Raw genomic sequence first — 25,392 nt, forward strand, 5'->3', positions numbered from 1 at the left:
AACGTCCATGCTGGAAACGATCCATCCGGCTCAAGTACTGACGACGAGACAGCAAGGCCAAGGGAAGCGGTTATTCCCATGGCCTTTTTGCTTTCGGCGACATGCCTTGGGAAGTAGGCGAACCAAAGTGGGGATACGGAGGACGTTCAGTTGCACCCATTGATTACTACAGTTTGCCCTTAGGAGTCCCCAGCATGTCGATCAACGTCGAAGATTATTTCGCGCGCGCCACTTTTGACAAAATGAAGGCGTTCGCCGACAAGCAAGAAACCCCGTTCGTGGTGATCGACACCGCGATGATCAGCCAGGCCTACGATGACCTGCGCGCCGGTTTCGAATTCGCCAAAGTCTATTACGCGGTCAAGGCCAACCCGGCCGTCGAGATCATCGACCTGTTGAAAGACAAGGGCTCGAGCTTCGACATCGCCTCGATCTACGAGCTGGATAAAGTGATGGACCGTGGCGTCAGCCCGGACCGTATCAGCTACGGCAACACCATCAAGAAATCCAAGGACATCCGCTACTTCTTTGATAAAGGCGTGCGCCTGTTCTCCACCGACTCCGAAGCCGACCTGCGCAACATCGCCAAGGCCGCGCCGGGTTCGAAAGTGTATGTGCGTATCCTCACCGAAGGCTCGACCACGGCCGACTGGCCTTTGTCGCGCAAATTCGGCTGCCAGACCGACATGGCCATGGACCTGCTGATCCTCGCCCGCGACCTGGGCCTGGTGCCTTACGGCATCTCCTTCCACGTCGGCTCGCAACAGCGCGATATCAGCGTGTGGGACGCGGCGATCGCCAAGGTCAAAGTGATCTTCGAACGCCTGAAAGAAGAAGACGGCATCCACCTCAAGCTGATCAACATGGGCGGCGGCTTCCCGGCCAACTACATCACCCGCACCAACAGCCTGGAAACCTACGCCGAAGAAATCATCCGCTTCCTCAAGGAAGATTTCGGCGACGACCTGCCGGAAATCATCCTGGAGCCGGGCCGTTCGTTGATCGCCAACGCCGGTATCCTGGTCAGCGAAGTGGTGCTGGTTGCACGTAAGTCGCGCACCGCCGTCGAGCGCTGGGTGTACACGGATGTGGGCAAATTCTCCGGCCTGATCGAAACCATGGACGAAGCCATCAAGTTCCCGATCTGGACCGAGAAGAAAGGCGAGATGGAAGAAGTGGTCATCGCCGGCCCAACCTGCGACAGCGCCGATATCATGTACGAAAACTACAAGTACGGCCTGCCGCTGAACCTGGCGATTGGTGATCGTATGTACTGGCTGTCGACTGGTGCGTACACCACCAGCTACAGCGCGGTTGAGTTCAACGGCTTTCCGCCGCTGAAGTCTTACTACGTGTAAGATCCGCGCACACAAAAAACCCATGACATGTCATGGGTTTTTTTATGGGATCTACGTTGATGATCATTTCCACGCAGAGCGTGGGGATGATCATAAGGTCGCGGCGCGCTCTTGATAGGCGTCGGCCATGGCGCGAATCTGTGGGTCGTTGGCCGCTGCCAGCGCCTCGTGCGCCGTGCGCAAAAACTTGAGGTTTCCGCCGGCCAGTGCCAGGCGCAACCAACCCAGCGCCTCCTCGATCTGGCCCCTATCAGCCAGCACCGCCGCATAGCTGAACTGCCCACGAAAATCCCCGCCTTCGGCTGAGCGTCGATACCACGCCACGGCCGCATCCAGATCCTGAGGGCAATACTGACCGTCTTCCAGATAACGCCCCAGCAGGTTCATCGACTTGGCATGGCCCTGCTCTGCGGCCAGCCGGTAAAACGCCAGCGCTTGCACTCGATCTTCAGCAACACCGCGGCCGGTCGCCAGCAAGTTGGCGTAGTTGTACTGCCCCCAATCCAATCCAGCTTCTGCCGCCAGACGATAGTCCCGCGCCGCCGCTGCTTCATCGACGGCGCAACCCCAACCATGCTCCAGGCAACGCCCGGCCATATTGCGCGCCATCCGATGCCCGCCATGGGCCGCGATCTGGAACCAGCGCAGCGCCAGCGCTTCATCGCGTGCAATGCCGCGCCCTTCCAGCAGGATTTGCCCGAGCAACGCTTGAGCGTCGATCACGCCTTCCTTCGCCGCCATGAGGATCGCCTGCGCAGCGCGCACCGGGGAGTCGTCGAGCATGCTTTGCAATTGCTCGACGTTGAGCACTTCTTCACGGCGCAATAAAAAGCCCATGCTTACACCTCAACCCAGCGGCGCAGCAGGTTGTGGTAGGTGCCGGTAAGCTGGATCAGCGCCGGGTGGTCGGGTACGTCACGGGTCAATTGCTGGATAGCGCCGTCCATCTCGAACAGCAACGTGCGCTGGCTGTCTTCGCGCACCAGGCTTTGGGTCCAGAAAAATGAGGCGTAGCGCGCACCACGGGTCACGGCGTTGACTTTGTGCAGGCTGGAGCCGGGGTACAGCACCATATCGCCCGCCGGCAGTTTTACCCGTTGCAGGCCAAAAGTGTCCTGAATCTCCAGTTCGCCGCCGTCGTATTCCTCCGGGTCGCTGAAGAACAGCGTGGACGACAGATCCGTGCGCACCCGCTCGTGACTGCCGCGCGCCTGGCGCACGGCATTGTCGATGTGAAAATCGAAACTGCCACCGGCCGTGTAGCAGTTGAGCAACGGCGGGAAGACTTTGTGCGGTAACGCCGCCGACATAAACAGCGGGTTATTCCACAAACGCTCCAGCATCGCCGCGCCGATTTCCTTGGCCAGCGGGTGGCCTTCGGGCAATTGCAGGTTGTGTTTGGCCTTGGCGGATTGGTGCCCGGCGGTGATTTTACCGTCGGCCCACTCAGTGTTTTCCAGGGCTTGGCGAATGCGCAGCACCTCCTCGCGAGAGAACAGGCCGGGAATATGCAGCAACATGAGGCAATACCTGAAAGCAGAGAGACACTAATGGTATTGATTCTTATCCGCTCTGTAAAACTCGGTTGACGAATGAGTTCGTAAAAACCGTAAGGCAAAAGTGTAAAGAATGTAAATTCAGTGCGAATAGTAATGTATCGCAATTGATAGAAAGTCTTGTTGATCCTATATTCCGCGGCCTCACCTCCTTGGGGAAAGGACTCGTTATGTCGCGCACTACGCTAAAAACACCTGCCAGTTCACCACGCATGCTGGCTTCGGCCATCGGCGTTGCACTCAGTGCCAGCTCTGCCGCCCAACTGGCGCAAGCGGCGGAAAGCACCGAACAAAAAGGCGAGCGCAACAGCATCTCCCTCGGCGCCACCAGCATTACCGGCCAGGAACAGGACAACACCTCCTACCAGGTCGAAAAAGCCTCGTCGCAAAAATACACCGCGCCGCTGGTAGACACCCCGCGCTCAGTCACCGTGGTGCCGCAGCAAGTATTGAAAGACACCGCTGCCACCTCGCTGCAGGATGCGCTGCGCACCGTACCGGGCATCACCTTTGGCGCCGGCGAAGGCGGCAACCCCCAGGGCGATCGCCCGTTCATCCGTGGCTTTGACGCCCAGGGCGACACCTACCTGGATGGCGTGCGCGACACTGGCGGCCAGAGCCGCGAGATTTTCGACATCGAATCGATCGAAGTCAGCAAAGGCCCCAACTCCTCGTTCGGCGGCCGTGGCTCGGCCGGTGGCAGCATCAACCTGGTGAGCAAGACGCCACAGGCGCGTGACTTCACCAACGGCGGCTTCACCTACGGCTCCGACCAGACCCGCCGCTACGTACTCGACGTGAATCGGCAGTTCCTCGACAACGCCGCGTTCCGTTTGAACCTGATGAGCCACGAACAGAATGTCGCCGGTCGCGATGTGATCAACTACGACCGTTGGGGCGTGGCGCCGTCGCTGACTTTCGGCCTGGGCACACCGACCCGCGTCAACTTCAGCTACTACCACCTGGAAAGCAACGACCTGCCGGACTCGGGCATTCCGTACGGCTACAGCTCGCCGACCGCCACTGCCCACGGGCATGACAAACCCACCGATGGCGGCGACAGCAATAACTTTTACGGTTTGAAAGACCGCGACTTCCGCAAGACCCGCGCCGACATCAGCACGTTCTCCATCGAGCACGACCTGAACGACAACATGACCCTGAAAAACACCCTGCGCCATGGCAGCACCGGCCAGGACTACGTACTCACGCAGCCAGATGACAGCCAGCGCAACGTCAGCCGTTTCGGCACGGTGTGGCGCCGCGCCAACACCCGCGTGTCGACCACCGACACCACCACCAACCAGACCGATCTGTTCGGCAACTTCCAACTGGCGGGCATGAAACACTCGTACTCCACCGGCCTGGAATTCACCGGTGAAGAAACCCGCGTCAGCGGCTACACCGTCAGCCCGAACAGCAACCCGACCTGCACCGTGGCCAAAGGCAGCCTGGGCGGCCAATGCACCTCGCTGAGCAACCCGACACCGGATGACGCCTGGACCGGCAGCGTGGCACGCAACTACATGGGCACCAACACCAAGGCCACCAGCCGCGCCGCCTATGTGTTCGACACCATCGAGCTGGACCCGAAATGGCTGCTGAACGTTGGTTTGCGCTACGACACCTTTGATACAGAGGCCAACACCAACGCAGTGCCGTCGTCCACGGTTGCAGCCCGCAGCAAGCTCAAAGACGACAGCCAATTCTTCAACTGGCAGGCGGGTCTGGTCTGGAAGCCGCTGGAAAACGGCAGCATCTACACCTCCTATGCCACCTCGGCGCAGCCGGTTGGCGGCCTGGTGGGTGAAGGGCAAGAAACCAATGGCTTCGTTACCGGCATCAACACCAGCGACCTGAAACCCGAAGAGACCGTCAACTACGAGTTGGGCACCAAGTGGGACCTGTTCCACAACCGCCTGTCGTTGACTGCAGCAGTGTTCCGTACCGAGAAGAAAAACACGCGAATCCTGGTGGACTCCAACACCTTCGAAAACGGCGGCGAATCCCGTGTCGATGGCCTGGAACTGTCGGCCAGCGGCAAGCTCACTGACCAATGGCAGGTGTTTGCCGGCTACAGCTACCTGAAAAGCGAACTGGTCGACCCAGGCAAGATCGGCAACCGTCAAAACGTAGTGTCGGCCGGCTCCAACAAAGGCAACCAAATGCCAAACACGCCGAAGAACACCTTCAGCTTGTGGACCACTTACGACATCACGCCAAAACTGACCATCGGCGGCGGCGCGTTCTATGTCGATCAGGTTTACGGTGACCCAGCCAACACCGTGTACGTACCGGCTTACACCCGTTACGACGCGATGGCCAGCTACAAGCTGACCAAGAACGTCGACCTGCAATTGAACGTGCAGAACCTGACCGACAAGACCTACTACGACAAGGCCTATGCGGCGCACTTCGCCAACCAGGCCGCCGGTCGTACAGCGCTGTTGACCACCAGTTTCCACTTCTAAACGCGGTCAACGTTCAGCTAAAGGCCCCACGCATCGGATGCGTGGGGCTTTTGCGTGTAAAACAGAATATTTCTCGTTAGCCCACGGCATAATGCGCGCCGTGACAACGACATCCAGATGAGCGAGGCGGTCCGACGTGTTGAAGAAAACCCTGTTCCAATTGCACTGGTTCTTCGGCATCACTGCCGGGCTGGTGCTGGCGTTGATGGGGATGACCGGGGCTACGGTCTCGTTTCAGGATGAAATCCTGCGGGCGCTGAATCCCACAGTCTTGAAGGTCGAAAAACGCCAAGCCGGCGTGCTGCCGCCTGCCGAACTGGTGCGCAAGCTTGAAGCCACCGAAGGCAAGACCGTATCGATGCTGTGGGTGGAAAGCGACAGCGGCAACGCCGCGCGCGTGTTCTTCACCGCCCCGCCGGGCGAACGGCGTGGCCAGATGCGCTACTTCGATCCCTACACCGGCGACTACATGGGTGACGCCGTCGGCCAGGATGTGTTCGGCTTTATATTGCAACTGCACCGCTTCCTCGCCATGGGCGAAACCGGGCGCAACATCACCGGCGCCTGCACCCTCATCCTGGTGTTCTTCTGCCTCTCGGGCCTGTACCTGCGCTGGCCGCGCCAAGTGGCAAGCTGGCGCGCCTGGCTGACACTGGACTGGCGCAAAAAAGGCCGCAGTTTCAACTGGGACCTGCACTCGGTGTTCGGCACCTGGTGCCTGCTGTTCTATCTGTTCTCGGCGCTCACGGGCCTGTATTGGTCCTACGACTGGTACAGCCAGGGCCTGAACAAACTGCTGTCCGACGCACCGCAAAACGAACGCCTGCGCAAACGTGGCCCGCCGCCCGAAGGCCCGGCGCCGGTGGCCAACTACGACGCGATCTGGAGCAGCATCTACGCCAACGCCGGCCCCGGCTTGAGTGCCTACAACATCCGCATGCCGGCCGTCGCCGGGCAGCCGGCCATCGTGTATTACCTGCTCAACTCATCGCCCCACGACCGCGCGCTGAACCAGATCAACCTGGACCCGGCCACCGGCGAGGTCAAATCCCACGACCAATACGCCAGCAAGACGCTGAAGTCCCAATTGCTCACCAGCATCTACGCACTGCACACCGGCAGCTACTTTGGTTGGACCGGGCGAATCATCCTCACCCTCAGCTCGCTGATGATGCCGCTGTTCTTTATCACCGGCTGGCTGCTGTACCTGGACCGTCGCCGCAAAAAACGCCAGGTGCGCGACGCCCGCAAAGGCCTCGGCGCCAACCACAGCGATGCACCGGCCTGGCTGATCGGCTTTGCCAGCCAGAGCGGTTTCGCCGAACAGTTGGCGTGGCAAACCGCCGGGCAATTGCAGGCCGCCGGCTTGCCGGTAAAGGTGCAGCCGCTGGGCAGCGTCAGCCAGGACGACTTGAGCCAATCGCAACATGCGCTGTTCGTGGTCAGCACCTTCGGCGACGGCGAAGCCCCGGACAGCGCCCGAGGTTTTGAGCGCAGCGTGCTGGGTCAGGACCTGTCGCTCAAAGGCTTGAACTACTCGGTGCTGGCCCTGGGTGATCGCCAATATGAACACTTCTGCGGCTTTGCCCGGCGCCTGCACTTCTGGCTGACCCACCAGGGCGGCACGCCGTTGTTCGCGCCAGTTGAAGTCGACAGCGGCGACAGCGAAGCGCTGCTGGTCTGGCAACAGCAACTGGGCCAACTCACCGGCCATGCACCGGCAGCGGCCTGGCAAGCGCCTCAGTTTGAAAACTGGACCCTCAGCCATCGCACCCTGCTCAACCGCGACAGCGCCGGCTCGGATGTCTACCTGCTGGGCCTCACACCACCTGCGCCGCAAAGCTGGCTGGCCGGTGACCTGGTGGAAGTGCTGCCGCGCAACTGCCCGTGGGCCATCGAGCACTTCCTCGCAGGCCTGGGCCTGGCCGGCAGCGACGGCGTACTGATCGACGGACTGGCGCAAACCCTTAACCAGGCACTGGCGACCCGCCAACTGCCGGACAACCGCACACACTTGGTGGGCCTGCACGCACAAGCGCTGGTCAACGCGCTGGTGCCCTTGGGCATGCGCGAATACTCCATCGCCTCGATCGCCAGCGACGGCGTGCTGGAGCTGATCGTTCGCCAGGAGCGCCACCCCGACGGCAGCCTCGGCCTGGGCTCCGGCTGGCTGACCGAACATGCCGCCATCGGCTCCAACATCAGCCTGCGCCTGCGCCGCAACAGTGGCTTCCACTTGCCCGAAGCGCCGGTGCCGCTGATCCTGCTGGGCAACGGCACCGGCCTGGCGGGCCTGCGCAGTTTGCTTAAAGCGCGCATTGCCGATGGCCAGCAGCGCAACTGGCTGCTGTTCGGCGAACGCAATATTGCCCACGACTACCTGTGCCAGGACGAGCTGCAAGGCTGGCTGGCCAGCGGTGACCTGGCCCTGCTGGACCTGGCGTTTTCCCGCGACCAGGCAGAGAAAATCTACGTACAGGACCGCCTGCGCGAGTCGGCAGATGTGCTGCGTCGATGGCTGGCCGAAGGCGCCGCGATTTATGTGTGCGGCAGCTTGCAAGGCATGGCCACGGGCGTGGATCAGGCACTGCACGACATTCTGGGCAGTGAAGCGGTGGAGCGCTTGATTGAGCAGGGCCGCTATCGTCGGGATGTGTACTGAGCCCTCATAAACACCGAGGCGCAAATGTGGGAGCTGGCTTGCCTGCGATGCAGGCACCTCGGTGTATCAGTGACACCAGGGTGATGCCATCGCAGGCAAGCCAGCTCCCACAGTTTTAAGTGCATTGCAGGTCAAGCGGGCTGCAGCTTTTGCTCGAACACCGAGACCCCATCCAAGTCACGCAAAATCACGGTCAACTCCGCCGTCTGCCCATCAATCTGCACTTCACCAAAAAACTGAAACCCGGCAAACGGCGAGGTGTTCTGCGCAGGCGGAGCCTTCTGGAACACCACCTCTGGCCCAAAGGTCTTATCCAGCTGATTAGGCCCGAAGCTCCCCGCATTCAGCGGCCCCGCCACAAACTCCCAGAACGGCTCGAAATCCTGGAACGCCGCGCGGTCCGGGTGGTAATGATGCGCTGCGCAGTAATGCACATCCGCCGTCAGCCACACATGGTTGCGCACCTGTTGCGCGCGCAAAAACCCTAACAGCTCGGCGATCTCCAACTCACGACCTTGGGCCGGGCCTGGGTCGCCGTTGGCGATGGCTTCCCAACGCGGCACGCCGGGGCTGACTTCGCCGTCGGGCACACCGAGGCCGATAGGCATGTCGGCAGCGACGACTTTCCACTGCGCCTGGGAGGCCTTGAGTTCGCGCTTGAGCCAGTCCAGTTGCTCACGGCCCATAAAGGGCTTTTCGCCGCCCAGGTTGTCGTCGTTAGGCCCGCGATAGCTGCGCATGTCCAACACGAACACATCCAGCAACGGCCCATAGCTGAGCTTGCGATAGATGCGCCCACCGCCATCGGCGCTCTGGCGGCGCATCGGTGAATACTCCAGCCAGGCCTGGCGTGCGCGGCCAACCAAGGTGTTGATATCCTTGGTCTGGTAACGCTCATCGAGCACCTTGCTCGGCGACCAGTTGTTGATCACCTCATGATCGTCCCACTGCCAGATTTGCGGCACTTCGGCATTGAAGCGGCGCACGTTTTCATCGAGCAGGTTGTAGCGGTAATTGCCGCGATATTCGTCGAGGGTTTCGGCGACTTTGCTCTTGGCTTCGGTGGTGATGTTGCGCCAGATACGCCCGTCTTCAACGGTCAGCTGGGCCGGCACCGGGCCGTCGGCGTAGATGGTGTCGCCACTGTGGATAAAAAAGTCCGGCAGGCGCAGGCGCATGGCTTCGTAAATGCGCATGCCGCCGATGTCCGGGTTGATACCGAAGCCCTGGCCGACAGTGTCGCCGCTCCATACAAAACGGATGTCGCGACGTTGCTGCGGCACACTGCGCAAGTGGCCGAACCACGGCTCGCTGGCGACGCCGGTCTGGGCGTCTTCAAAATGCACACGGTAGAAAATCGCCTGATCGACCGGCAGCCCGGTGAGTTCGACGCGGGCGGTAAAGTCGGTGCGGCTGTCGGCCAGGGGCGAGATAAATTTGCGCGGGTTGCTGAACACACTGCGGGTGTCCCACTCCACCACCATCTTTGCCGGGCGGTCGCTGCGGCTCCAGATCATCGCACGATCGCCCAGCAAGTCGCCGGACTGCACGCCGTCGGTGAGTTGCGGGCGGTCTTTGACCGAGGCGATCACTGCCGGCGCCAGGCCCGGCAGCAACAGCCCAGCGCCAACGGCTTGCATCACGCGGCGACGGCCGAGATCGAAGTGGCTCATGCAGGTGCCCTCTTGAGTATCAAAAGTGAAACTTAAACACGGGAGCATGAAGCGGATGTGACACCGACCGTAAGAACACAGGAGATCAAAAGTGGGAGCGGGCTTGCCTGCGATGGCTTTCTGTCAGTCACCCTTTCAGTGACTGATGCACCGCTATCGCAGCATAGGCATCTACACAAATATTGGCGTCTGGGGGGTTGGGCTGTTTTATCTTGGGGGCATATCCGTTATTTGGGTGATGGCTGAGTAGGGTTCCGCTCTTACAGCGGGTCACTTTTGGCAAACGCCCCAAAAGTAACCAAAAGGTCTGTGCCCCACCACTCGGCACCTCGCTTAGGCTCGGTGTGCCCTCACTCCGGCTTAAATCCGTGGGCCGCCGCGATGGGCCATCCTTGGCCCAGCGCGGCTAACCCGGCGTCCTGCCGGGTTACCCACGGATTCAAGCCTGCGTTCGGCCAGCGTGGTTAACGGGGCGTCTCAGATCAAAAGCAGATCAAGATCAAGATCTACAGCACGGCGGCCTGAAAGCCGACCTGAGTGGTTGAAGCAAAAGCCAGATCAAGTGCAAGGCAAAAGCCTATCTGAATACACTGAAGAACTGCTTTTCTGTGGGAGCTGGCTTGCCTGCGATGCAGACACCTCGGTACATCAGGCACACCGAGTTGATGCCATCGCAGGCAAGCCAGCTCCCACAGTTGACCGAGTATGGCTTTGCTGTTGCTGTTGCTGTTGCTGTTGCTCCGGCCCTTACATCCTTTTCGCTGGCGAAGTCAGCGGTCTTTTGATCTGCGTTTTTGATCGTGATCTTGATCTGAAATCGCCCCGTCAAACACGATGGCCGGAATCTGACAGTGATTTGGGGGGTAAACCGGCAGGACGCCGGTTTAGCCGCGCTGGGCCAAGGATGGCCCATCGCGGCGGCCCCCCAAATCGCTGTCGGATTGCGGGCATGCCGAGCCTAAGCGAGGCACCGAGTGTTGGGGCGAAGACTTTTTGGTTACTTTTGTGTCTTTACAAAAGTGACCCGCTGTAAGAGCGGAACCATAGGCGGCCGTGACCTAAATAACGGATATGTACACCACCAGAAGACCGCTATCGCAGACCAGCCCGCGCCCACATTTTAAACAGCGTCAGGCCTTGGCTGAGGTGACCGACAGCTCCACTGCCTCGGGTCGCTTGATCAGCGCATACACCAACCCGGTCACCAAGCTGCCCGCCACAATCGCCAGCAAATACAGGAGCGCATGGTTCATCGCATTCGGAATCACCAGCACAAACAAACCACCATGGGGCGCGGCGAGTTTGCAGCCGAAATACATCGACAGCGCGCCGGTCAACGCGCCACCGGCGATGCTGGCCGGGATCACTCGCAGCGGGTCTTTGGCCGCAAACGGGATAGCGCCTTCAGAGATAAAACACAGGCCCAGGATCATCGCGGCCTTGCCCGCCTCGCGCTCGGTCTGGGCGAACTTGCGCCGCGCCAGCAAGGTGGCGATGCCCATGCCGATCGGCGGCACCATGCCAGCGGCCATGGTTGCCGCCATCGGTGCACCGCTGGACGCGGCCAGCAGGCCGACCGAAAACGCATACGCCGCCTTGTTGATCGGCCCGCCCAAATCCACACACATCATGCCGCCCAACAAAATGCCGAGCAGCACCGCATTGGTGGTGCCCATGGTGCTGAGAAAATCCGTCAGCCCTGTGAGTAAACGCGCCACCGGCGGGCCGACCAGATAGATCATCGCCAGGCCCGTGAACAAGCTCGCCAGCAGCGGGATGATCAGGATCGGCTTGAGCGCCTCAAGGCTTTGCGGCAACCGCACCGCGCGGGTGATCAGCTTGACGCAGTAACCGGCAAGGAAACCGGCGAGGATGCCGCCGATAAACCCGGCGCCCAAGGTGCCCGCCAGCAAGCCGCCGATCATGCCCGGCGCCAGGCCCGGACGGTCGGCAATCGAGTAAGCGATGTAGCCTGCCAGCAACGGCACCATCAGCATAAAGGCTTGATCACCGACGGTTTTGAGTGCGGCGGCCAAGGTGCCTTTTTCTTCAAAAGCATGGATGCCGAACACAAATGACAAGGCGATCAACAGCCCGCCCGCCACCACCATCGGCAACATGAACGACACACCGGTGAGCAGGTGTTTGTACACGCCGGTTTTTTCTTTTTTGCCAACCGCACCGCTGCCGGCGTTTTCTACCGCGCCTTCAGCCAGTGCCTTGTTGAGGGTGGCCTCGGACTGCTTGAGGGCGATGCCGGTGCCACAGCGGTAAATCTTCTTGCCGGCGAAACGCTCGGTGGCGACTTCGATGTCCGCCGCCAGCAGCACCACGTCGGCATCGGCGATGGCCTGCGCGCTCAACGGCGTGCGCGCGCCCACCGAGCCCTGGGTCTCGACCTGCAAGTCATAGCCCAGGCGCTTGGCCGTTTGCTGCAAGGCTTCGGCAGCCATGAAGGTGTGGGCCACGCCGGTCGGGCAGGCCGTGATCGCGACGATGCGCGGGGCATTCTTCGCCGCCACCGGGGCTTGACTGGCGACGTACGCCTGGGCTTCTTCGGCGCCACGGCGCAGCACCGCGTCGACATCCGCCAGCGCCTGGGCCGGCGTGCTCTGGAATACACGCTTGCCGACAAACCGCTGCATATCCACCGGTGTGCTGCTGACCAGCAACACCCACTCGGCCGCGTCGATAGTCGCTTGGGACAAGGCCCGTTCCGGGCGCTGCACATCCACGACTTCGGTGCTGGTGCTCCAGCCTTGGCGCTGCGCGGCGGCGTCCAACAAGCGGGCGCACAGCACACTCGTGACCATGCCGTTCGGGCAGGCGGTAACAATGGCTAACTTCATCACAAACCCTCTTATTGTTCTGTCAGCGTGCGCACATGGACGCCGCTTTCGAGGCGCGCCAACTGCGCGTCATCGCTGATGCCGAAACCGATCTGCGTGACCGCCATGGCGGCAATTGCCGTGGCCCGGCGCAAGGTGGTTTCCGGTAGATCAAAACTGAGCAAGCCGTGCAGCATCCCGGCCAGCAACGAATCGCCCGCACCCACCGTGCTGGCGACGCTGACCTTGGGCGGCGTGGCATGCAGCGCGGTGCCCGGGCTGAACCAGTTCACACCGTCGGCGCCGTGGGAGACCACCACATGCTCCACGCCTTGAGCATGCAACCGCTCGGCGGCCTGCGCCTGCTGTGCGATGGAGTCGGTAGCGCAATCGAGGGCTTCGGCGAGTTCTTCGGTGTTGGGTTTGATCAACCACGGGCCGGCCTTGATGCCTGCGCGCAAGGCTTCGCCGCTGGTGTCGAGGGCGACTTTCAAACCAAGGTCTTTCAAGTGCACGAGCAAACTTTGAAACCACTGCGCGCTGACACCGCGCGGCAAACTGCCGGCGACTACCACGGCATCATGCCCCGGAGCGATCAGGGTCAATTGATTGAGCAAGGCCAGTTGTGCCTGCTCACTGACTTGCGGCCCCGGCGCATTGATGTCGGTCACCCGGCCATCCTGTTCAGCGATCTTGATATTGCTGCGGGTTTCGCCCGGCACGCGAATAAACGCATCGGCAAAGCCACGCCGTGCGATCAGCGCGTCAAACGCTTGCGGGTTGTCTTCCCCCAGAAAGCCACCGACGGTGACTTCATGCCCCAAGTCCGCCAGCACCTGGGCGACATTCACACCCTTGCCGGCAGCATGGGTCAGCAGGGTTTCGCTGCGGTTGACGGCACCCGGTTCCAGATGTGCCAGGCGGACTGTGAGGTCCAATGCCGGGTTCAACGTCAGGGTTAAAATCTTCGCCATTTACACGGCCTCCACTAGGGCTCGCACTTCGGCAGGCGAACCCACCAACAGCACTTTTTGCGCCAGGCCCTGGGCCTCGCTCAGACTGAATTCACGCACCCGCGCCTTCACTTCGGGAATGCTGCGGGCCGACACACTCAACTCATCCACACCCAGGCCTACCAGCACCGGCACCGCCAGCGGGTCCGCCGCCAGTTCGCCACACACGCCGACCCATTTGCCATGGGCATGCGCGGCGCGCACGGTGATGTCGATCAGTTGCAACACAGCCGGGTGCAGGCCATCGGCCTGGGCCGACAGGGTTGGGTGGCCACGGTCGATGGCCAGGGTGTACTGGGTGAGGTCGTTGGTGCCGACGCTGAAAAAGTCGACTTCCTTGGCGAGTACCGGCGCGAGCAAGGCGGCGGACGGTACTTCGATCATGATGCCCAGCTGCAGGTCGGCCACCGGGATTTCCAGGCGCAGGCGCTCGGTCATATCGCGGGCGGCCCGCCATTCATCGACGCTGCCGACCATGGGAAACATGATGCGCAGCGGGCGGTTGTCCGCCGAGCGCAACAGCGCACGCAATTGCGCTTCCATGATCTGCGGGCGTTGCAAGGTCAGGCGAATGCCGCGCACACCGAGGAAGGGGTTTTCTTCTTCGGCAATCGGCCAATACGGCAGCGGTTTGTCGCCGCCCACATCCAGGGTGCGCACCACCAGCGGGCGACCGCCAAGGCCGTCGAGCACGCGGCGGTATTCGGCCTCCTGGGTGGCTTCATCCGGTGCTTGCGGGTGGGCCATAAAAATCAATTCGGTGCGCAACAGCCCGATGCCTTCGGCGCCCTGCTCGACTGCCGCAGCAACGCCTGCGCTTTCGCCGATATTGGCGAACACCTCCACGGCATGGCCATCGCGCGTCAGCGCCGGTTCGTGGCGCTGCGCCGAGGCTGCTTGCAGGCGCTGTTCGCGGGTGTCGCGCTCGACCGTGGCGCGTTGCAGCGTGGCCGCGTCGGGGTCGACATGCAGGCGGCCGCGCTGGCCGTCGAGCAATAGCTGCGTGCCCGCAGCCAGCAGCAACACCGCCGCGCCGGCGCCGACCAACGCGGGGATGCCCAAGGCACGCGCAACGATGGCACTGTGGGCCGTGGCGCCGCCACGGGCGGTGAGGATGCCGGCGACGCGGGTTGGGTCCAGGCGTGCAACGTCGGATGGGCCGACTTCGTCCATCACCAGAATGTAAGGCTCGTTCGGCTCCTGGGCAGTTTCCAGGCCGCACAATTGCGCCAGCACCCGGCGGCCAATGTCGCGCAGGTCGGCGGCACGCTCGGCGAGCAAGGCATCCTGCAACGACTCTTGCTGTTTGGCCGCGGCTTCGATCACGCTCATCCATGCCGCTTCGGCGCTCTCGCCTTGCTTGAGGCGCGTGTCGACTTCGTCGGCCAACTCCGGGTCGTCGAGCATTTCCTGGTGGGTGATGAAAATCTCGCGGATCGCCTTGGATTGGCTGCGCTCGATCAAGCCCTGGATATCAGCGCGCACCTCGGTGAGCGCAGTGTGCAGGCGCTGGCGTTCAATCGCCGCAGACTCGCCGCGCAGCGGGTAATCGAAAACCTGTTGGGTCTGGATATGCGCCGGGCCGATGGCAATGCCAGGCGCGGCGGCGATGGCCTGGACCTGGCTGCCGGACACGGGCGCGCTGACCGCCGGTTCAATCTCAAGGATGGTGGGTTGGGCACTCACGGTCGGCAGCGGCTCGACTTCCTCACCGAGCCCTTGCTCCACCGCTGCCAACAGCGCGGGCAATGCATCACCGGCAATCGCAGGTTCGGCGACGAATTCCAGCACCTGGCCGCGACGGGCGCCGAGGCTCAGCAACTTACTCAGACTTTTTACCGACACCGCGCCGACCGGGCCATCCACGATGCGCACGCGGATATCGCCGTCGAAACTTTTCGCCAACTGCGCAAGGATCTTCGCCGGCCGTGCATGCAAACCATGGGCATTGGCCAGGGTAATGCGCGCACTCGGCCAGTCCGGTGGCAACTCGCCGCCAAGTACTTCAAGCACTGCACGGCTGCTGGTAGCGCGGCCCAATTCCTGGCCGCGCCCTTCAATCAACAAGGCGCACAGGCGTTCGAGCAAGGTTTGATGCGCCTCCCCCAGGCTGGCCAGGCAGAACAGGCCATTGAGGGGCTGGCCGAGGTAACGCATCGGTTTGTCCGGCGTCACGAACGCAAGGCCAGGGCGCTTCACCGTCTGCTCGCTGTGCAGCCACCACAGGCCATCGCCCAGCGGCAGCGCGTCGACTTGCTGCAACACGGCGGCGAAACCATTACTCACACAATCGGCCTGACGCAACAGGCGTGCGCCGCGCCAGACCAACTCTTCAAAATCGTCGGCCGACACGCCCAGGCTGATCATCTGCGCATCCAGTGCCAGCTCCTGTGGTGCGCCTTGCAGCAGTTTCAGCAAGGCTTCGGCGCTGCCGGCACGCCGCAACGCCTGGCCCAGGTCGGTTTCACCGAGGGCGCGGGTGAGCAGTTGCAGCAGGCGCAGGTGCTCATCGGATTTGGCCGCGATACCAATCGCCAGGTAGACGATCTGGCCATCGCCCCAATCCACCCCTTCGGGGAATTGCAGCAGGCGCACACCCGTGGAAAACACTTGGTCGCGGGTTTCCGGAGTGCCATGAGGGATGGCAATACCTTGGCCGAGAAAGGTCGAGCCTTGGGCTTCACGGGCTTGCAAGCCGCTCAGATAACCCTCGGCGACCAGGCCGTCGGCCACCAGTTTGTCCGCGAGCAGGTGCAAGGCAGCAGATTTATCCACGGCCACCTGGCCCATGGAAATCTGCTCTACAGTGAGCTCAAGCATGCCGTTCTCCTAGTTAGTGCACTGTGGGCACTAGGTATTGTTTTGAATAAATCAGCGCAGGCGCGTTCAAAAATAGCTGACTGAGTGGTCAATTGGCAGTAGTCACTCAGTGGCGAACATCGTAAAAATACGCTTGCTGAAACGTTTAATCTAGAATTTATGGCAGATTGTGCGCTAATTATGCAAGCTTGAAGGACCACTCGGCGCTTGAGCTCAGACAATAGTCGTGTGCAGGAATCGGTTACGATTGGACAAAATGTCGGGGCAAGCTCTAGAAAACAAGGAAATCCCGGTTTGAAACTCAGTGATATCGCACGTCTGGCCGGTGTGTCCGTCACCACCGCCAGCTATGTCATCAACGGCAAGGCCGAACAGCAACGCATCAGCAACGCCACCGTCGAGCGGGTGCGTGCCGTGGTCGAAGCGCATGGCTTTACGCCCAACCCTCAGGCCGCCGGGCTGCGCAGTCGGCACACGCGCACCTTGGGCTTTATCTTGCCCGACCTGGAAAACCCCAGTTACGCACGCATTGCCAAGCTGTTGGAACAAGGCGCGCGGGCGCGTGGTTACCAACTGCTGATCGCCAGCTCCGATGATGAAGCCGACAGCGAACGACAACTGCTGCAACTGTTTCGCGCGCGGCGCTGCGATGCACTGTTCGTGGCCAGTTGCTTGCCAGCCAGCGATGACAGCTACCGCGAGCTGCAAGCCAAGGGCTTGCCGGTGATTGCCATCGACCGGGTGATGGAACCCGGGCAGTTCTGCTCGGTGGTCAGCGACGACCGCCAGGCCTGTCAGCAACTCACCAGCAGCCTGTTGCAGCCGTTGCCCAAACAGATTGCGCTGATCGGTGCGCACCCGGAACTCAGCATCAGCCAGGAACGCGCCGCCGGTTTCCGTGAAGCCTTGCGCGACTTCAAGGGCGACGTGCTGATCGAACAGGGTGAAGCCTTCAGCCGTGACTGTGGCCGCCAGTTGATGGAAGAACTCCTGCAACGCCTGGGGCATTTGCCTGACGCGCTGGTGACTACTTCCTACGTGCTGCTGCAAGGTGTGTTCGATGCGTTGCATGACTTTCCGCTCAAATCCCGGCCGTTGCGCCTGGGCACGTTCGGCGATACCCAACTGCTCGACTTCCTGCCCTTACCGGTCAACGCCATGGCCCAGCAACATCAACTGATTGCCGACACCGCCCTGCGCCTGGCCCTGGCGGCCATCGAAGAAGAACAGTATGAGCCCGGCGTGCATGCCATCGGCCGGACCTTCAAGCAGCGCATTCACGAGGCTTGAGCGTGGAGCTGATCGACACCCACACCCACCTGGACTTCCCGGATTTCGACATGGATCGCCGGGAAGTCCTCGCCCACAGCCGCCAACTCGGCGTGCAGCGCATGGTGGTGCTGGGTGTGTATCAGCAGAACTGGCAGCGGCTGTGGGATCTGGTCCAGGACGATGACGGCTTATATGCCGCCTTCGGCTTGCACCCGGTGTACCTGGATGAGCATCGCCCCGCCGACCTGATCGAGTTGGGTGATTGGCTGACCCGTCTGCAGGGCCATCGGCAACTGTGCGCCGTCGGTGAGATCGGCCTGGATTACTTCCTCGAACAGCTGGACCGCGAACGTCAGCAAAGCCTGTTTGAAGCGCAATTGAAACTGGCCGTGGACTTCCAGCTCCCTGCCCTGCTGCACGTGCGCCGCAGCCACGCGGCAGTGATCGCTACCCTCAAGCGTATCCGCCTGCCGCGCGGCGGTATCATTCATGCGTTTGCCGGCAGCGTTGAGGAGGCCCGCGAATACATCAAGCTCGGTTTCAAACTGGGCCTGGGCGGCGCGGCCACGTGGCCCCAGGCGCTGCGCATGCACAAGGTGCTGACCCGGTTGCCGCTTGAGGCGCTGGTGCTGGAAACCGATTCGCCGGACATGGCACCCGCCATGTACCCCGGCCAGCGCAACAGCCCGCAACACCTGCCGGATATCTGCAACGCCTTGGCCGAACGCATGGGCATCAGCCCTTCAGTGCTGGCCGAAACGAGCACACGCAACGCGTGCGGGCTCTTCAACTGGTAGCCCATTGACCGCTTGCAGTTCCAAGGTCAGCCGCTGCCGGTGACGCACGTAACGCAGCATCAAAAAGTGGATCAACACCACCAGCAACGACACATTGAGCTGCCCGATCATGCTGAGCAGGCCCAGCCATTCGGCCACCATCGCCGCAATCAGCACCGCACTGGTCAGTACCATCATGCTCGGGTGCACCATGGCCCAGTGGTCCAAAGACTTGAACTGGCGCAGTTGCCTGGGGCAGTTCAGCGCCAGGACCCGTTGACAATACGGGCAAGCAAACGGCTCACCGATGGCAATGGCGTTCAATTGCCAAGGCTTGAGTTCGAAGGTGATGTCGCAATGGGCGCAGTGCCCTTTGATACCGATGATAGCCGTCATCGCTTTGCCTCCCGTCGCCCCTGAGTGGGTGAAACAAATTCTCACCCAATCACAGCCTCAAAACAGGCACAGCAAAAAATCAGGACAGGCACCACAAACCATCAAGCCTATTCCTACGCGCAGGTCTTACACACGAAACGCCCCAATCAATTGCTTCAGCTCAATGACCTGCAACGACAACTGCCGGCTGGCGGCTTCGGTCTGATGGGCCCCATGGGCCGCATGTTCGCCAGCTCGATTGATTTCGACGATGTTCTGGTCGATATCGTGCGCGACGGCGGTTTGCTGCTCAACGGCGGCGGCGATCTGCTGGTTCTGGTCGACGATCATGCCCACGGCGCCGAGGATATTTTCCAGCGCCTGCTGGACCTTTTCCGACTGAGCCACGGTGCCGTTTGCCATGGTATGGCTGCTGCCCATGGCCTTTACCGCCGCGCCTACGCCGCTGTGCAAACGGCTGATCATCTGTTCGATTTCTTCAGTGGAATGCTGAGTGCGTCGAGCCAGGGTGCGCACCTCATCGGCCACTACCGCAAAACCACGCCCTTGCTCACCGGCACGCGCCGCCTCGATCGCCGCATTGAGCGCCAGCAGGTTGGTTTGTTCGGCGATGCTTTTGATCACTTCCAGCACGCTGCTGATGGACTGGCTGTCGGCGGCCAATTGATTGATCACCCGCATCGATTCATCAATCTCAGATGCCAGGCGCGCAATGCTGCCCTGCTGGGATTGCACCAGGCCACGGCCAGTAACGGTTTCGTCGTTGACACTATGGGCGCTGTTGACCGCCGCCGCCGCGCTGCGCGCCACTTCCTGGGCCGTGGAAGACATCTGGTTCATCGCCGTCGCCACCTGTTCAATCTGGCTGCGCTGGCCGGACACCGCCTGATTGCTTTGCGAAGACACGGCCTGCACCTGCCCGGCTTGCAGCTCGACCTGGCTGACGGTGTGCCCCACACGTTCGATCAAGTCGTGGATCTTGGCCACAGTACCGTTGAACACTTGGCCCAGATCGCCCAGTTCATCGCGGCTGTGGGCCACAAACGTGACGGTCATGTCGCCGGCCGCCACTTTGTCCATCATCGCCCCCAGGCGACGCAAGGTGGTGCGGGTGGAGGCATAGAAGCCGGCATACAAATAGAAGATCAGCAGGAATACCGCCACCAGGGCACACACAAGTACCACCATATGCGTGCGGTTTTGCGCCAGGCGCTGCTGCAGTTGCTGCTCAAGGAACGTCAGGGTGGCGTCATTGAGCTGGTAGGTCTGGGCCATCCGTTGGCTGACATCGTCGTAGAACCCCTGCCAGGGTGCGTCGAGGGTTTGCGCCATGACGACCTGCTCTTCAAACAACTCGCTGCCTTGCTTGAGGCTGGCGCTGCTGGCCTGGGCCAAGCTGTCGAGCGCCGTGTGCGCGGCGGTGCTGGCGCCCAGCGCATCCTGCAGCTTCAGGGCGTACTCAGCCTGGAGTTTTTCCAACTGTTGCAACAGCTCGTCAAAGCGCGTGCTGGAGGATGAGTTGAGAAAGCCCTGGCCCAGGGAGTACGCGCCCATGGCTCGCCCCTCGCCCAGGGTTTGCGTGACTTGCGCGGTGACGCTGGTGAGCAGTTCACTGAGCTGGCGCAAATCACTCTGAGGGTCACGGCTCAAGCCGGACTGGCTGGCGATGATCTGGCTCAACATTTGTGCCTTGTTGAGAAGTTTGCCGATCAATGCGCTTTTGCTGAGCAGCGAGGTTTCCTGCTGCTGGGCCTTGAATGCGGCTATCAACTCGTCGCGCTTGCCCTCGAAGGCGCTGGCTTGCTCGGGGTCGGCGGTCATGGCGTTGAGGCTTTGCAGACGGCTCAACACACTCTGCTCCAAGGCGCTGATCTTGCCTTCAAGATCGCCAGCCTTGCCAGATTGCCCCAGCACCGCGTTGATTTGCACCTGATTGTTCAGGGTTTCCAGGTCGCGCCGCAGCGCCAGGCTGCTGCCGAGCAAATCGAGGCTTTGCAGTTCAATACGGGTGCCCTGGAATTGCGACCAGGAATCGCGCACCAGAAAATAGTTGGTCGCCAGCATCGGCAGCAGGAACAGCACGCTGATCAGGCTGAATTTCATGCCGAAACTCAGGCGATTCATCAAGGCGACAGCGGGATAGAGCAAGCGCTTCACAGGTGAACTCCCTTTCTTATTTTTATTGAGGCGCAGGGCGGCGGCAGATAGCCACTATTTGGCGCTCTGACTGTATAGCTCAATTTGAAAGGGAGTTTTGTAACGTAAGGTTAATGGCTTAAAAAATTACCACAGACCTAATGTGGGGATCCAGGCACCTTGGTGTATCAGGCATACCGAGTTGATGCCATCGCAGGCAAGCCAGCTCCCACATTTGACCGAGTAGAGTCTGAACTATGCAGTCTGCTGTTGCTGTTGCTGTTGCCCTGGCCCTTACATCCTTTTCGCTGGCGAAGTCAGCGGTCTTTTGATCTGCGCTTTTGATCTTGATCTGAAATCGCCCCGTCAAACACGATGGCCGGAATTCGACAGGGATTTGGGGGGTAAACCGGCAGGGATGCCGGTTTAGCCGCGCTGGGCCAAGGATGGCCCATCGCGGCGGCCCCCCAAATCACTGGCGGATTGCGGGCATGCCGAGCCTAAGCGAGGCACCGAGTGTTGGGGCGAAGACTTTTTGGTTACTTTTGTGTCTTTACAAAAGTGACCCGCCGTAAGGGCGGAACCCTAAGCAGCCGTTACCGCAGCAACGGATATGTACACCACCAAAAGCCGCCTTCGCAGGCAAGCCAGCTCCCACACTTTGACCGCATGCAGCCATCCTGTTGCGAGGAGCTAAGGCAACACCGTCCAGATCGCAAACCCCGCATACCACAACACAGCAGCCCGCAGCAGCAGTTCCCACAAACGATCCAAACTGTTGATGCCATCGGCCCCCACCACCGGCGGTGGAATTTCAGCCGCCACCAAGCCGACTTTTTCCATCAGTTGCGCGGCGCTGATATCCCAGCTCAACAGCTCATGCAGCATCACTCGGCTGACCGCGACAAAGTTACCCACCAGAGCAAAGCTGGCCGCCAGCAGACGCACCGGCAGCCAATCAAAGGCGTGACGCAATTGCCCCGCACGTTCAGCGACCAGCGGGTTCTGGCTGTTCTCGCTGGCCAATGCCAACAAGCGATAAGCCAGGGCCGCGACCGGACCAAGCAGGAAATACCAGAAAATCACCGCAAAAAAACTTTGGTAGGCCTGCCACAGCAAATGGCCTTGAACCCGCTCCAACAGTTGCTCGCCACTGTCGGCGGCCACCTTCAGGTCGCGCTCGGCCACATGCTCGGCAGCTTGCAGGTCACCACGCCGCCAGGCGTCGCGAAACGGCCCAAGCTCGCCCAGCAAGTCGCCGCGCCCCAGGCTGTAGATCACCACCAGCAAATGCACCGGCAGTGCCAACAGGCCATAAGCCACGGGTTCCAGCACCAACAGCAACAACCCCAGCAAGGCCACCGGCAACAACACCAGCAGTATCAGGATCAGCCAAGGCTGCTTGCCCATGCGCGGGCCCGACTCCAGCTTGGCCAGCTCGCGCAGCCATCCGCCGTCACGTTGCAACCGCCGACGCAGGGCCGAGAACTTCTCGATCCACACCGCCAGCACCAACACCAGGAAACTCATCGTGCGTGTCCTCCATCCTGCAGGGCGCTGCGAAAGCGCGTCCAATCAAAAGCCGGGCCCGGGTCGGTCTTGCGCGCCGGGGCGATATCACTGTGGCCACAAATACGCTGCGGGGTAATACCTGGGTAGGCCGCCAGCAGTTGCCGGGTCAGGTCGACCAGCGCCCCATATTGGGCATCGGTAAACGGTAGCTCGTCTGTGCCCTCCAGCTCGATCCCGAGGGAAAAGTCATTGCACACCTCGCGCCCCTCGAAACTCGACACTCCGGCATGCCAGGCACGGTCCAGACAGGAGACAAACTGTGTCACCGAGCCGTCTCGTTCAATCAGAAAATGCGCAGACACCCGTAGGCTGGCAATACTTTCAAAGTAGGGATGTTCCGTGACATCCAGCCGATTCTGGAAAAACTCATGCACCTTGCCGGTGGCAAACTGCCCAGGTGGCAGGCTGATGTTATGCACCACCAACAGTGAGATCTCGCCGGCGGGGCGCTCGTTGAAGTTGGGCGACGGGCAATGACGGATGCCCTGGCACCAACCGCTGGTGGGGTCCAACTGCATACGGGTTCCTTGAATGTGACGAGGTGTTACCAGTATGCCGCGTTCAGCCCTGCGGTTGCGATCACTTGCCGCGATTGAGTTGGCGCAGCGTGCCAATCACCGACGTCAGCGCGCGGTCGAACAGCAGCCCCTCATCAAGGCTGCACAGCGCGCCCTGCTTGAAGGCCATGGCCAATTGGCCGGCACTTTTCTCCAACGCTTTGAGCCCGGTGCGGCTGACAAAAATATAGCGGTTGGCCGGCGCCATGATGGCCTTCAGCTTGCAACGCAGCCGGCTGCCGTCGTCTTGCTGGAACTCAAACCAGTTGCCAATGCGCAGCTGCTGGACCTTGAGCAACTCGGGATCATCACTGGGCAGGCTCGGGATCACGTCAGGCACCTCGCTAATGAGTGATAACGGCTCGCGCACCTCGATCAGCGTATCCAGGCTCTGGCCTTCCAACGACTGCAGGTGCATGGCCTGCAAACGTACAAAAAACTCGCGGGTGCTGAAGGGGTCGAATGCTGCGCGGGTCAACCCATCACGCAAGGCTTTGAGCAGGCCGGGCAGTTGCTCGATCAAGTGTCGCCCGGCCTCGGTGTCCTTTTGCAGGCTGACGCTCCAGATCAATTCGTCCAGGGTGCGTACGGCAGCCTGCCATTGCACTGACTGTTCGCCCTGCTTGAGGCTGGCCAGCAACAGCACCTGGCTCCAGGCCTGCTGAACAAACTGCACCACGGTTTGCGGCAACACGCGGCCCACCAGGCGTCGATTGAGCACCTCGGCCACCCGCTGACGCGCGGCGTCTGTGCGCACACGGCCTTCTTCGGCCTCACAGGTGTGCTGTTCGAGCAGTTCGCTGCGCTGGCGCTCGTCGGCGGTAAAGGCGCTGAACTGCGCCAGTACCTGGGGAAAAATCGCCAGGTCTTCGACGAACTCATTCAACAGCCGTTGCACCACCTGCTCAGTGCGCAGGTACAGGCTGTCACGCGGGTAGTCATCGCGTGGGCTCCATGTCATGGCGGCGCTGGCGATTTCATTGAGCAGACGTCGCGCCGGGTGGCTGGCACGGCTGAAAAAACTCTTGTCCAGCACCGCCACTTTCAACAGCGGAATCTGCAAACGTGCGATCAAGGCCTTGAATACGTCAGGCACGCTGTGATCCGTAAGGATGAACTCGAACAACAGCGCGACCAGGTTGATCACATCCTCATCGGCGTCTTCCACCACACGGGATTTGCCGCTCTTGACGCTAACGCGGGTCAACAATTGCTCAAGCTGGTTACGCAGGTCGAAGTCGTCTTCGGCCTCGGGCTCCGGCACATATTGCTGCAGGTGGGAGAGCAGGCGCAGTAAATCGCGGGTGGCGATGGGCAGGGGTTCGGCGCACGCTTCCAGGGTGGGCGCGACGCTGCCACGCACGGCAGCGAGCAACTTCTGCAACGCGGCGAAGGCTTGCTGGCCGTTTTCATCCAAGGGCTGATCAACAGCCTGAACACTGCCTTCGCGCTGTTGCTCGCGAGCTTCACGCCCGCCTGGGCGGCGTGACGGCACGGCCTTGAGCTGCGGCAAAACGCCAGTAGCGACCAACAGTTGGTTGGCTTCGGCGTAGAGTTGGTCGGCGTCACTGAGCACATACTTTTCGAACAGCTTGAGCATGATCAGCTTGACGCGAATCTCCACCCCCAGGCTGCGCCCCGCACGCAGGAAGAACTCGCACAGCAGTGCCGGGCCAAGCGGGTTATCGCGCTCATCCAGGGGGTTGCCGAGCAACGTGCCCAGGCGCGCGGTCAATTGCCCCAGCGCCAGGCCATCGCGATGGCGCACCCGGCCGAGCATGGCTTCCAGCGCGACGGCTTTTTCCAGCGCATCGCGGGACGTGCCCGGCGCCGCCTCATAGGACACCACCGGCATCCACTGCAATTGAGCGCGTTCGGCCTGGCCGAGGTCGACAAACGCGGCGAACAATTGCTCCATGAACACGCGCTCGAAACTCTTGCGCTTGAGGCGCAGGTCACGCATGGCTTCGAAGAAAATATGATGGTCAACGTTGCTGCGGGCCTTGTCGGCCATTTCGAACAGGGTGTCGTCAGCGTTATCGAACAGCTCCTGCAAACCTTGTTGCAACTGCTGCGCAGCCTTGTCGCGAACTTGCAGCAACACCACCGGCAGGCGCGCGAGCGGCGATGGCGTGGCCTGTACCCGATTGATGGGCACCACCTTTCCGTCAATGTGCATCCTGGCCTCCTGAAACGGCGGTGTTGAATTGGCGAAAAATCGGCGACAGGCCCCATCGGGCTGCAAACAGCGATTATCTCCAGGACGTCAAAGCTATGACGCCAATTGCAAGGCGCGAGATTA

General features: G+C 61.3%; 16 protein-coding genes and 1 pseudogene. 5 read left to right on the forward strand and 12 right to left on the reverse strand.

Annotation, left to right across the window (positions count from 1 at the left end):
* Window positions 1-194: 194 nt before the first annotated feature.
* Window positions 195-1,358 carry a type III PLP-dependent enzyme gene (locus P5706_RS28420; protein ID WP_200430760.1) on the forward strand — a complete coding sequence of 388 codons (1,164 nt, stop codon included), beginning with the start codon at window positions 195-197 and terminating at the stop codon, window positions 1,356-1,358.
* A gap of 90 nt (window positions 1,359-1,448) precedes the next feature.
* Here P5706_RS28420 and P5706_RS28425 read toward each other — a convergent pair whose 3' ends face one another.
* Together P5706_RS28425 and P5706_RS28430 are read right to left on the reverse strand one after the other, a co-directional pair.
* On the reverse strand, window positions 1,449-2,195 hold the full coding sequence (locus tag P5706_RS28425; RefSeq protein WP_285683515.1) for a tetratricopeptide repeat protein: 747 nt from the start codon (window positions 2,193-2,195) through the stop codon (window positions 1,449-1,451).
* A gap of 2 nt (window positions 2,196-2,197) precedes the next feature.
* Window positions 2,198-2,878: a Fe2+-dependent dioxygenase gene (locus tag P5706_RS28430; RefSeq protein ID WP_056859067.1), complete on the reverse strand. Its 681-nt coding sequence runs from the start codon at window positions 2,876-2,878 to the stop codon at window positions 2,198-2,200.
* A 206-nt stretch (window positions 2,879-3,084) separates the two neighbouring features.
* On the opposite strand from P5706_RS28430, the gene P5706_RS28435 reads away from it, so the two are divergent.
* Together P5706_RS28435 and P5706_RS28440 are read left to right on the forward strand one after the other, a co-directional pair.
* Window positions 3,085-5,385 carry a TonB-dependent receptor gene (locus tag P5706_RS28435; protein WP_200430757.1) on the forward strand — a complete coding sequence of 767 codons (2,301 nt, stop codon included), beginning with the start codon at window positions 3,085-3,087 and terminating at the stop codon, window positions 5,383-5,385.
* A 136-nt stretch (window positions 5,386-5,521) separates the two neighbouring features.
* Window positions 5,522-8,047, forward strand: coding sequence for a PepSY domain-containing protein (locus P5706_RS28440; RefSeq protein ID WP_285683518.1), 2,526 nt, complete (start codon window positions 5,522-5,524; stop codon window positions 8,045-8,047).
* Window positions 8,048-8,178: 131 nt separating this feature from the next.
* On the opposite strand, the gene P5706_RS28445 is transcribed toward P5706_RS28440, so the two are convergent.
* The 4 genes from P5706_RS28445 to ptsP all read right to left on the reverse strand — a co-directional run bounded on the left by P5706_RS28445 (window position 8,179) and on the right by ptsP (window position 16,381).
* Window positions 8,179-9,720: an alkaline phosphatase D family protein gene (locus tag P5706_RS28445; RefSeq protein WP_099548346.1), complete on the reverse strand. Its 1,542-nt coding sequence runs from the start codon at window positions 9,718-9,720 to the stop codon at window positions 8,179-8,181.
* A 1,130-nt stretch (window positions 9,721-10,850) separates the two neighbouring features.
* Window positions 10,851-12,569, reverse strand: coding sequence for a PTS fructose-like transporter subunit IIB (locus P5706_RS28450; RefSeq protein ID WP_285683521.1), 1,719 nt, complete (start codon window positions 12,567-12,569; stop codon window positions 10,851-10,853).
* 11 nt (window positions 12,570-12,580) lie between these two features.
* A complete protein-coding gene (gene pfkB / locus P5706_RS28455; protein ID WP_285683523.1) occupies window positions 12,581-13,522 on the reverse strand; it encodes a 1-phosphofructokinase in 942 nt (313 codons plus the stop codon).
* Window positions 13,523-16,381 carry a phosphoenolpyruvate--protein phosphotransferase gene (gene ptsP / locus P5706_RS28460; RefSeq protein WP_285683525.1) on the reverse strand — a complete coding sequence of 953 codons (2,859 nt, stop codon included), beginning with the start codon at window positions 16,379-16,381 and terminating at the stop codon, window positions 13,523-13,525.
* A gap of 294 nt (window positions 16,382-16,675) precedes the next feature.
* Here ptsP and cra point away from each other — a divergent pair, with 294 nt between their 5' ends.
* Window positions 16,676-17,671 carry a catabolite repressor/activator gene (gene cra / locus P5706_RS28465; RefSeq protein WP_200432645.1) on the forward strand — a complete coding sequence of 332 codons (996 nt, stop codon included), beginning with the start codon at window positions 16,676-16,678 and terminating at the stop codon, window positions 17,669-17,671.
* A gap of 2 nt (window positions 17,672-17,673) precedes the next feature.
* Window positions 17,674-18,450 carry a TatD family hydrolase gene (locus tag P5706_RS28470; protein ID WP_285683528.1) on the forward strand — a complete coding sequence of 259 codons (777 nt, stop codon included), beginning with the start codon at window positions 17,674-17,676 and terminating at the stop codon, window positions 18,448-18,450.
* Here P5706_RS28470 and P5706_RS28475 read toward each other — a convergent pair.
* The 6 genes and pseudogenes from P5706_RS28475 to P5706_RS28495 form a co-directional block, all read right to left on the reverse strand.
* Window positions 18,397-18,825: a hypothetical protein gene (locus tag P5706_RS28475; RefSeq protein ID WP_285683530.1), complete on the reverse strand. Its 429-nt coding sequence runs from the start codon at window positions 18,823-18,825 to the stop codon at window positions 18,397-18,399. The genes P5706_RS28470 and P5706_RS28475 overlap by 54 nt on opposite strands.
* A gap of 126 nt (window positions 18,826-18,951) precedes the next feature.
* A complete protein-coding gene (locus tag P5706_RS37295) occupies window positions 18,952-19,665 on the reverse strand; it encodes a methyl-accepting chemotaxis protein (protein WP_502945541.1) in 714 nt (237 codons plus the stop codon).
* Between the two features lie 144 nt (window positions 19,666-19,809).
* Window positions 19,810-20,949, reverse strand: a pseudogene (locus P5706_RS37300) (HAMP domain-containing protein); the annotation flags it as partial.
* A 705-nt stretch (window positions 20,950-21,654) separates the two neighbouring features.
* Window positions 21,655-22,491, reverse strand: coding sequence for a regulatory signaling modulator protein AmpE (gene ampE, locus P5706_RS28485; RefSeq protein ID WP_200432641.1), 837 nt, complete (start codon window positions 22,489-22,491; stop codon window positions 21,655-21,657).
* Window positions 22,488-23,051 (reverse strand): 1,6-anhydro-N-acetylmuramyl-L-alanine amidase AmpD, encoded by a 564-nt coding sequence (ampD, locus tag P5706_RS28490; protein WP_200432640.1) that lies wholly within the window; start codon window positions 23,049-23,051, stop codon window positions 22,488-22,490. The genes ampE and ampD overlap by 4 nt, the downstream gene beginning before the upstream one ends.
* A gap of 61 nt (window positions 23,052-23,112) precedes the next feature.
* Entirely contained in the window at window positions 23,113-25,269 is a 2,157-nt protein-coding gene (locus P5706_RS28495; RefSeq protein ID WP_285683535.1) for a DUF1631 domain-containing protein, read from the reverse strand.
* Window positions 25,270-25,392 lie beyond the last annotated feature (123 nt).

The organism is Pseudomonas sp. ChxA (genome assembly GCF_030263855.1).
GTDB classification, from domain to species: domain Bacteria; phylum Pseudomonadota; class Gammaproteobacteria; order Pseudomonadales; family Pseudomonadaceae; genus Aquipseudomonas; species Aquipseudomonas fluorescens_CB.

What these genes read in the sequence shown, in the direction of transcription:
- P5706_RS28420 (WP_200430760.1), top strand. Translation starts at nt 195, where the DNA reads ATGTCGATCAACGTCGAAGATTATTTCGCGCGCGCCACTTTTGACAAA.
- P5706_RS28425 (WP_285683515.1), bottom strand. Translation starts at nt 2,195, where the DNA reads ATGGGCTTTTTATTGCGCCGTGAAGAAGTGCTCAACGTCGAGCAATTG.
- P5706_RS28430 (WP_056859067.1), bottom strand. Translation starts at nt 2,878, where the DNA reads ATGTTGCTGCATATTCCCGGCCTGTTCTCTCGCGAGGAGGTGCTGCGC.
- P5706_RS28435 (WP_200430757.1), top strand. Translation starts at nt 3,085, where the DNA reads ATGTCGCGCACTACGCTAAAAACACCTGCCAGTTCACCACGCATGCTG.
- P5706_RS28445 (WP_099548346.1), bottom strand. Translation starts at nt 9,720, where the DNA reads ATGAGCCACTTCGATCTCGGCCGTCGCCGCGTGATGCAAGCCGTTGGC.
- P5706_RS28450 (WP_285683521.1), bottom strand. Translation starts at nt 12,569, where the DNA reads ATGAAGTTAGCCATTGTTACCGCCTGCCCGAACGGCATGGTCACGAGT.
- pfkB (WP_285683523.1), bottom strand. Translation starts at nt 13,522, where the DNA reads ATGGCGAAGATTTTAACCCTGACGTTGAACCCGGCATTGGACCTCACA.
- ptsP (WP_285683525.1), bottom strand. Translation starts at nt 16,381, where the DNA reads ATGCTTGAGCTCACTGTAGAGCAGATTTCCATGGGCCAGGTGGCCGTG.
- P5706_RS28475 (WP_285683530.1), bottom strand. Translation starts at nt 18,825, where the DNA reads ATGACGGCTATCATCGGTATCAAAGGGCACTGCGCCCATTGCGACATC.
- P5706_RS37295 (WP_502945541.1), bottom strand. Translation starts at nt 19,665, where the DNA reads ATGAACCAGATGTCTTCCACGGCCCAGGAAGTGGCGCGCAGCGCGGCG.
- ampE (WP_200432641.1), bottom strand. Translation starts at nt 22,491, where the DNA reads ATGAGTTTCCTGGTGTTGGTGCTGGCGGTGTGGATCGAGAAGTTCTCG.
- ampD (WP_200432640.1), bottom strand. Translation starts at nt 23,051, where the DNA reads ATGCAGTTGGACCCCACCAGCGGTTGGTGCCAGGGCATCCGTCATTGC.
- P5706_RS28495 (WP_285683535.1), bottom strand. Translation starts at nt 25,269, where the DNA reads ATGCACATTGACGGAAAGGTGGTGCCCATCAATCGGGTACAGGCCACG.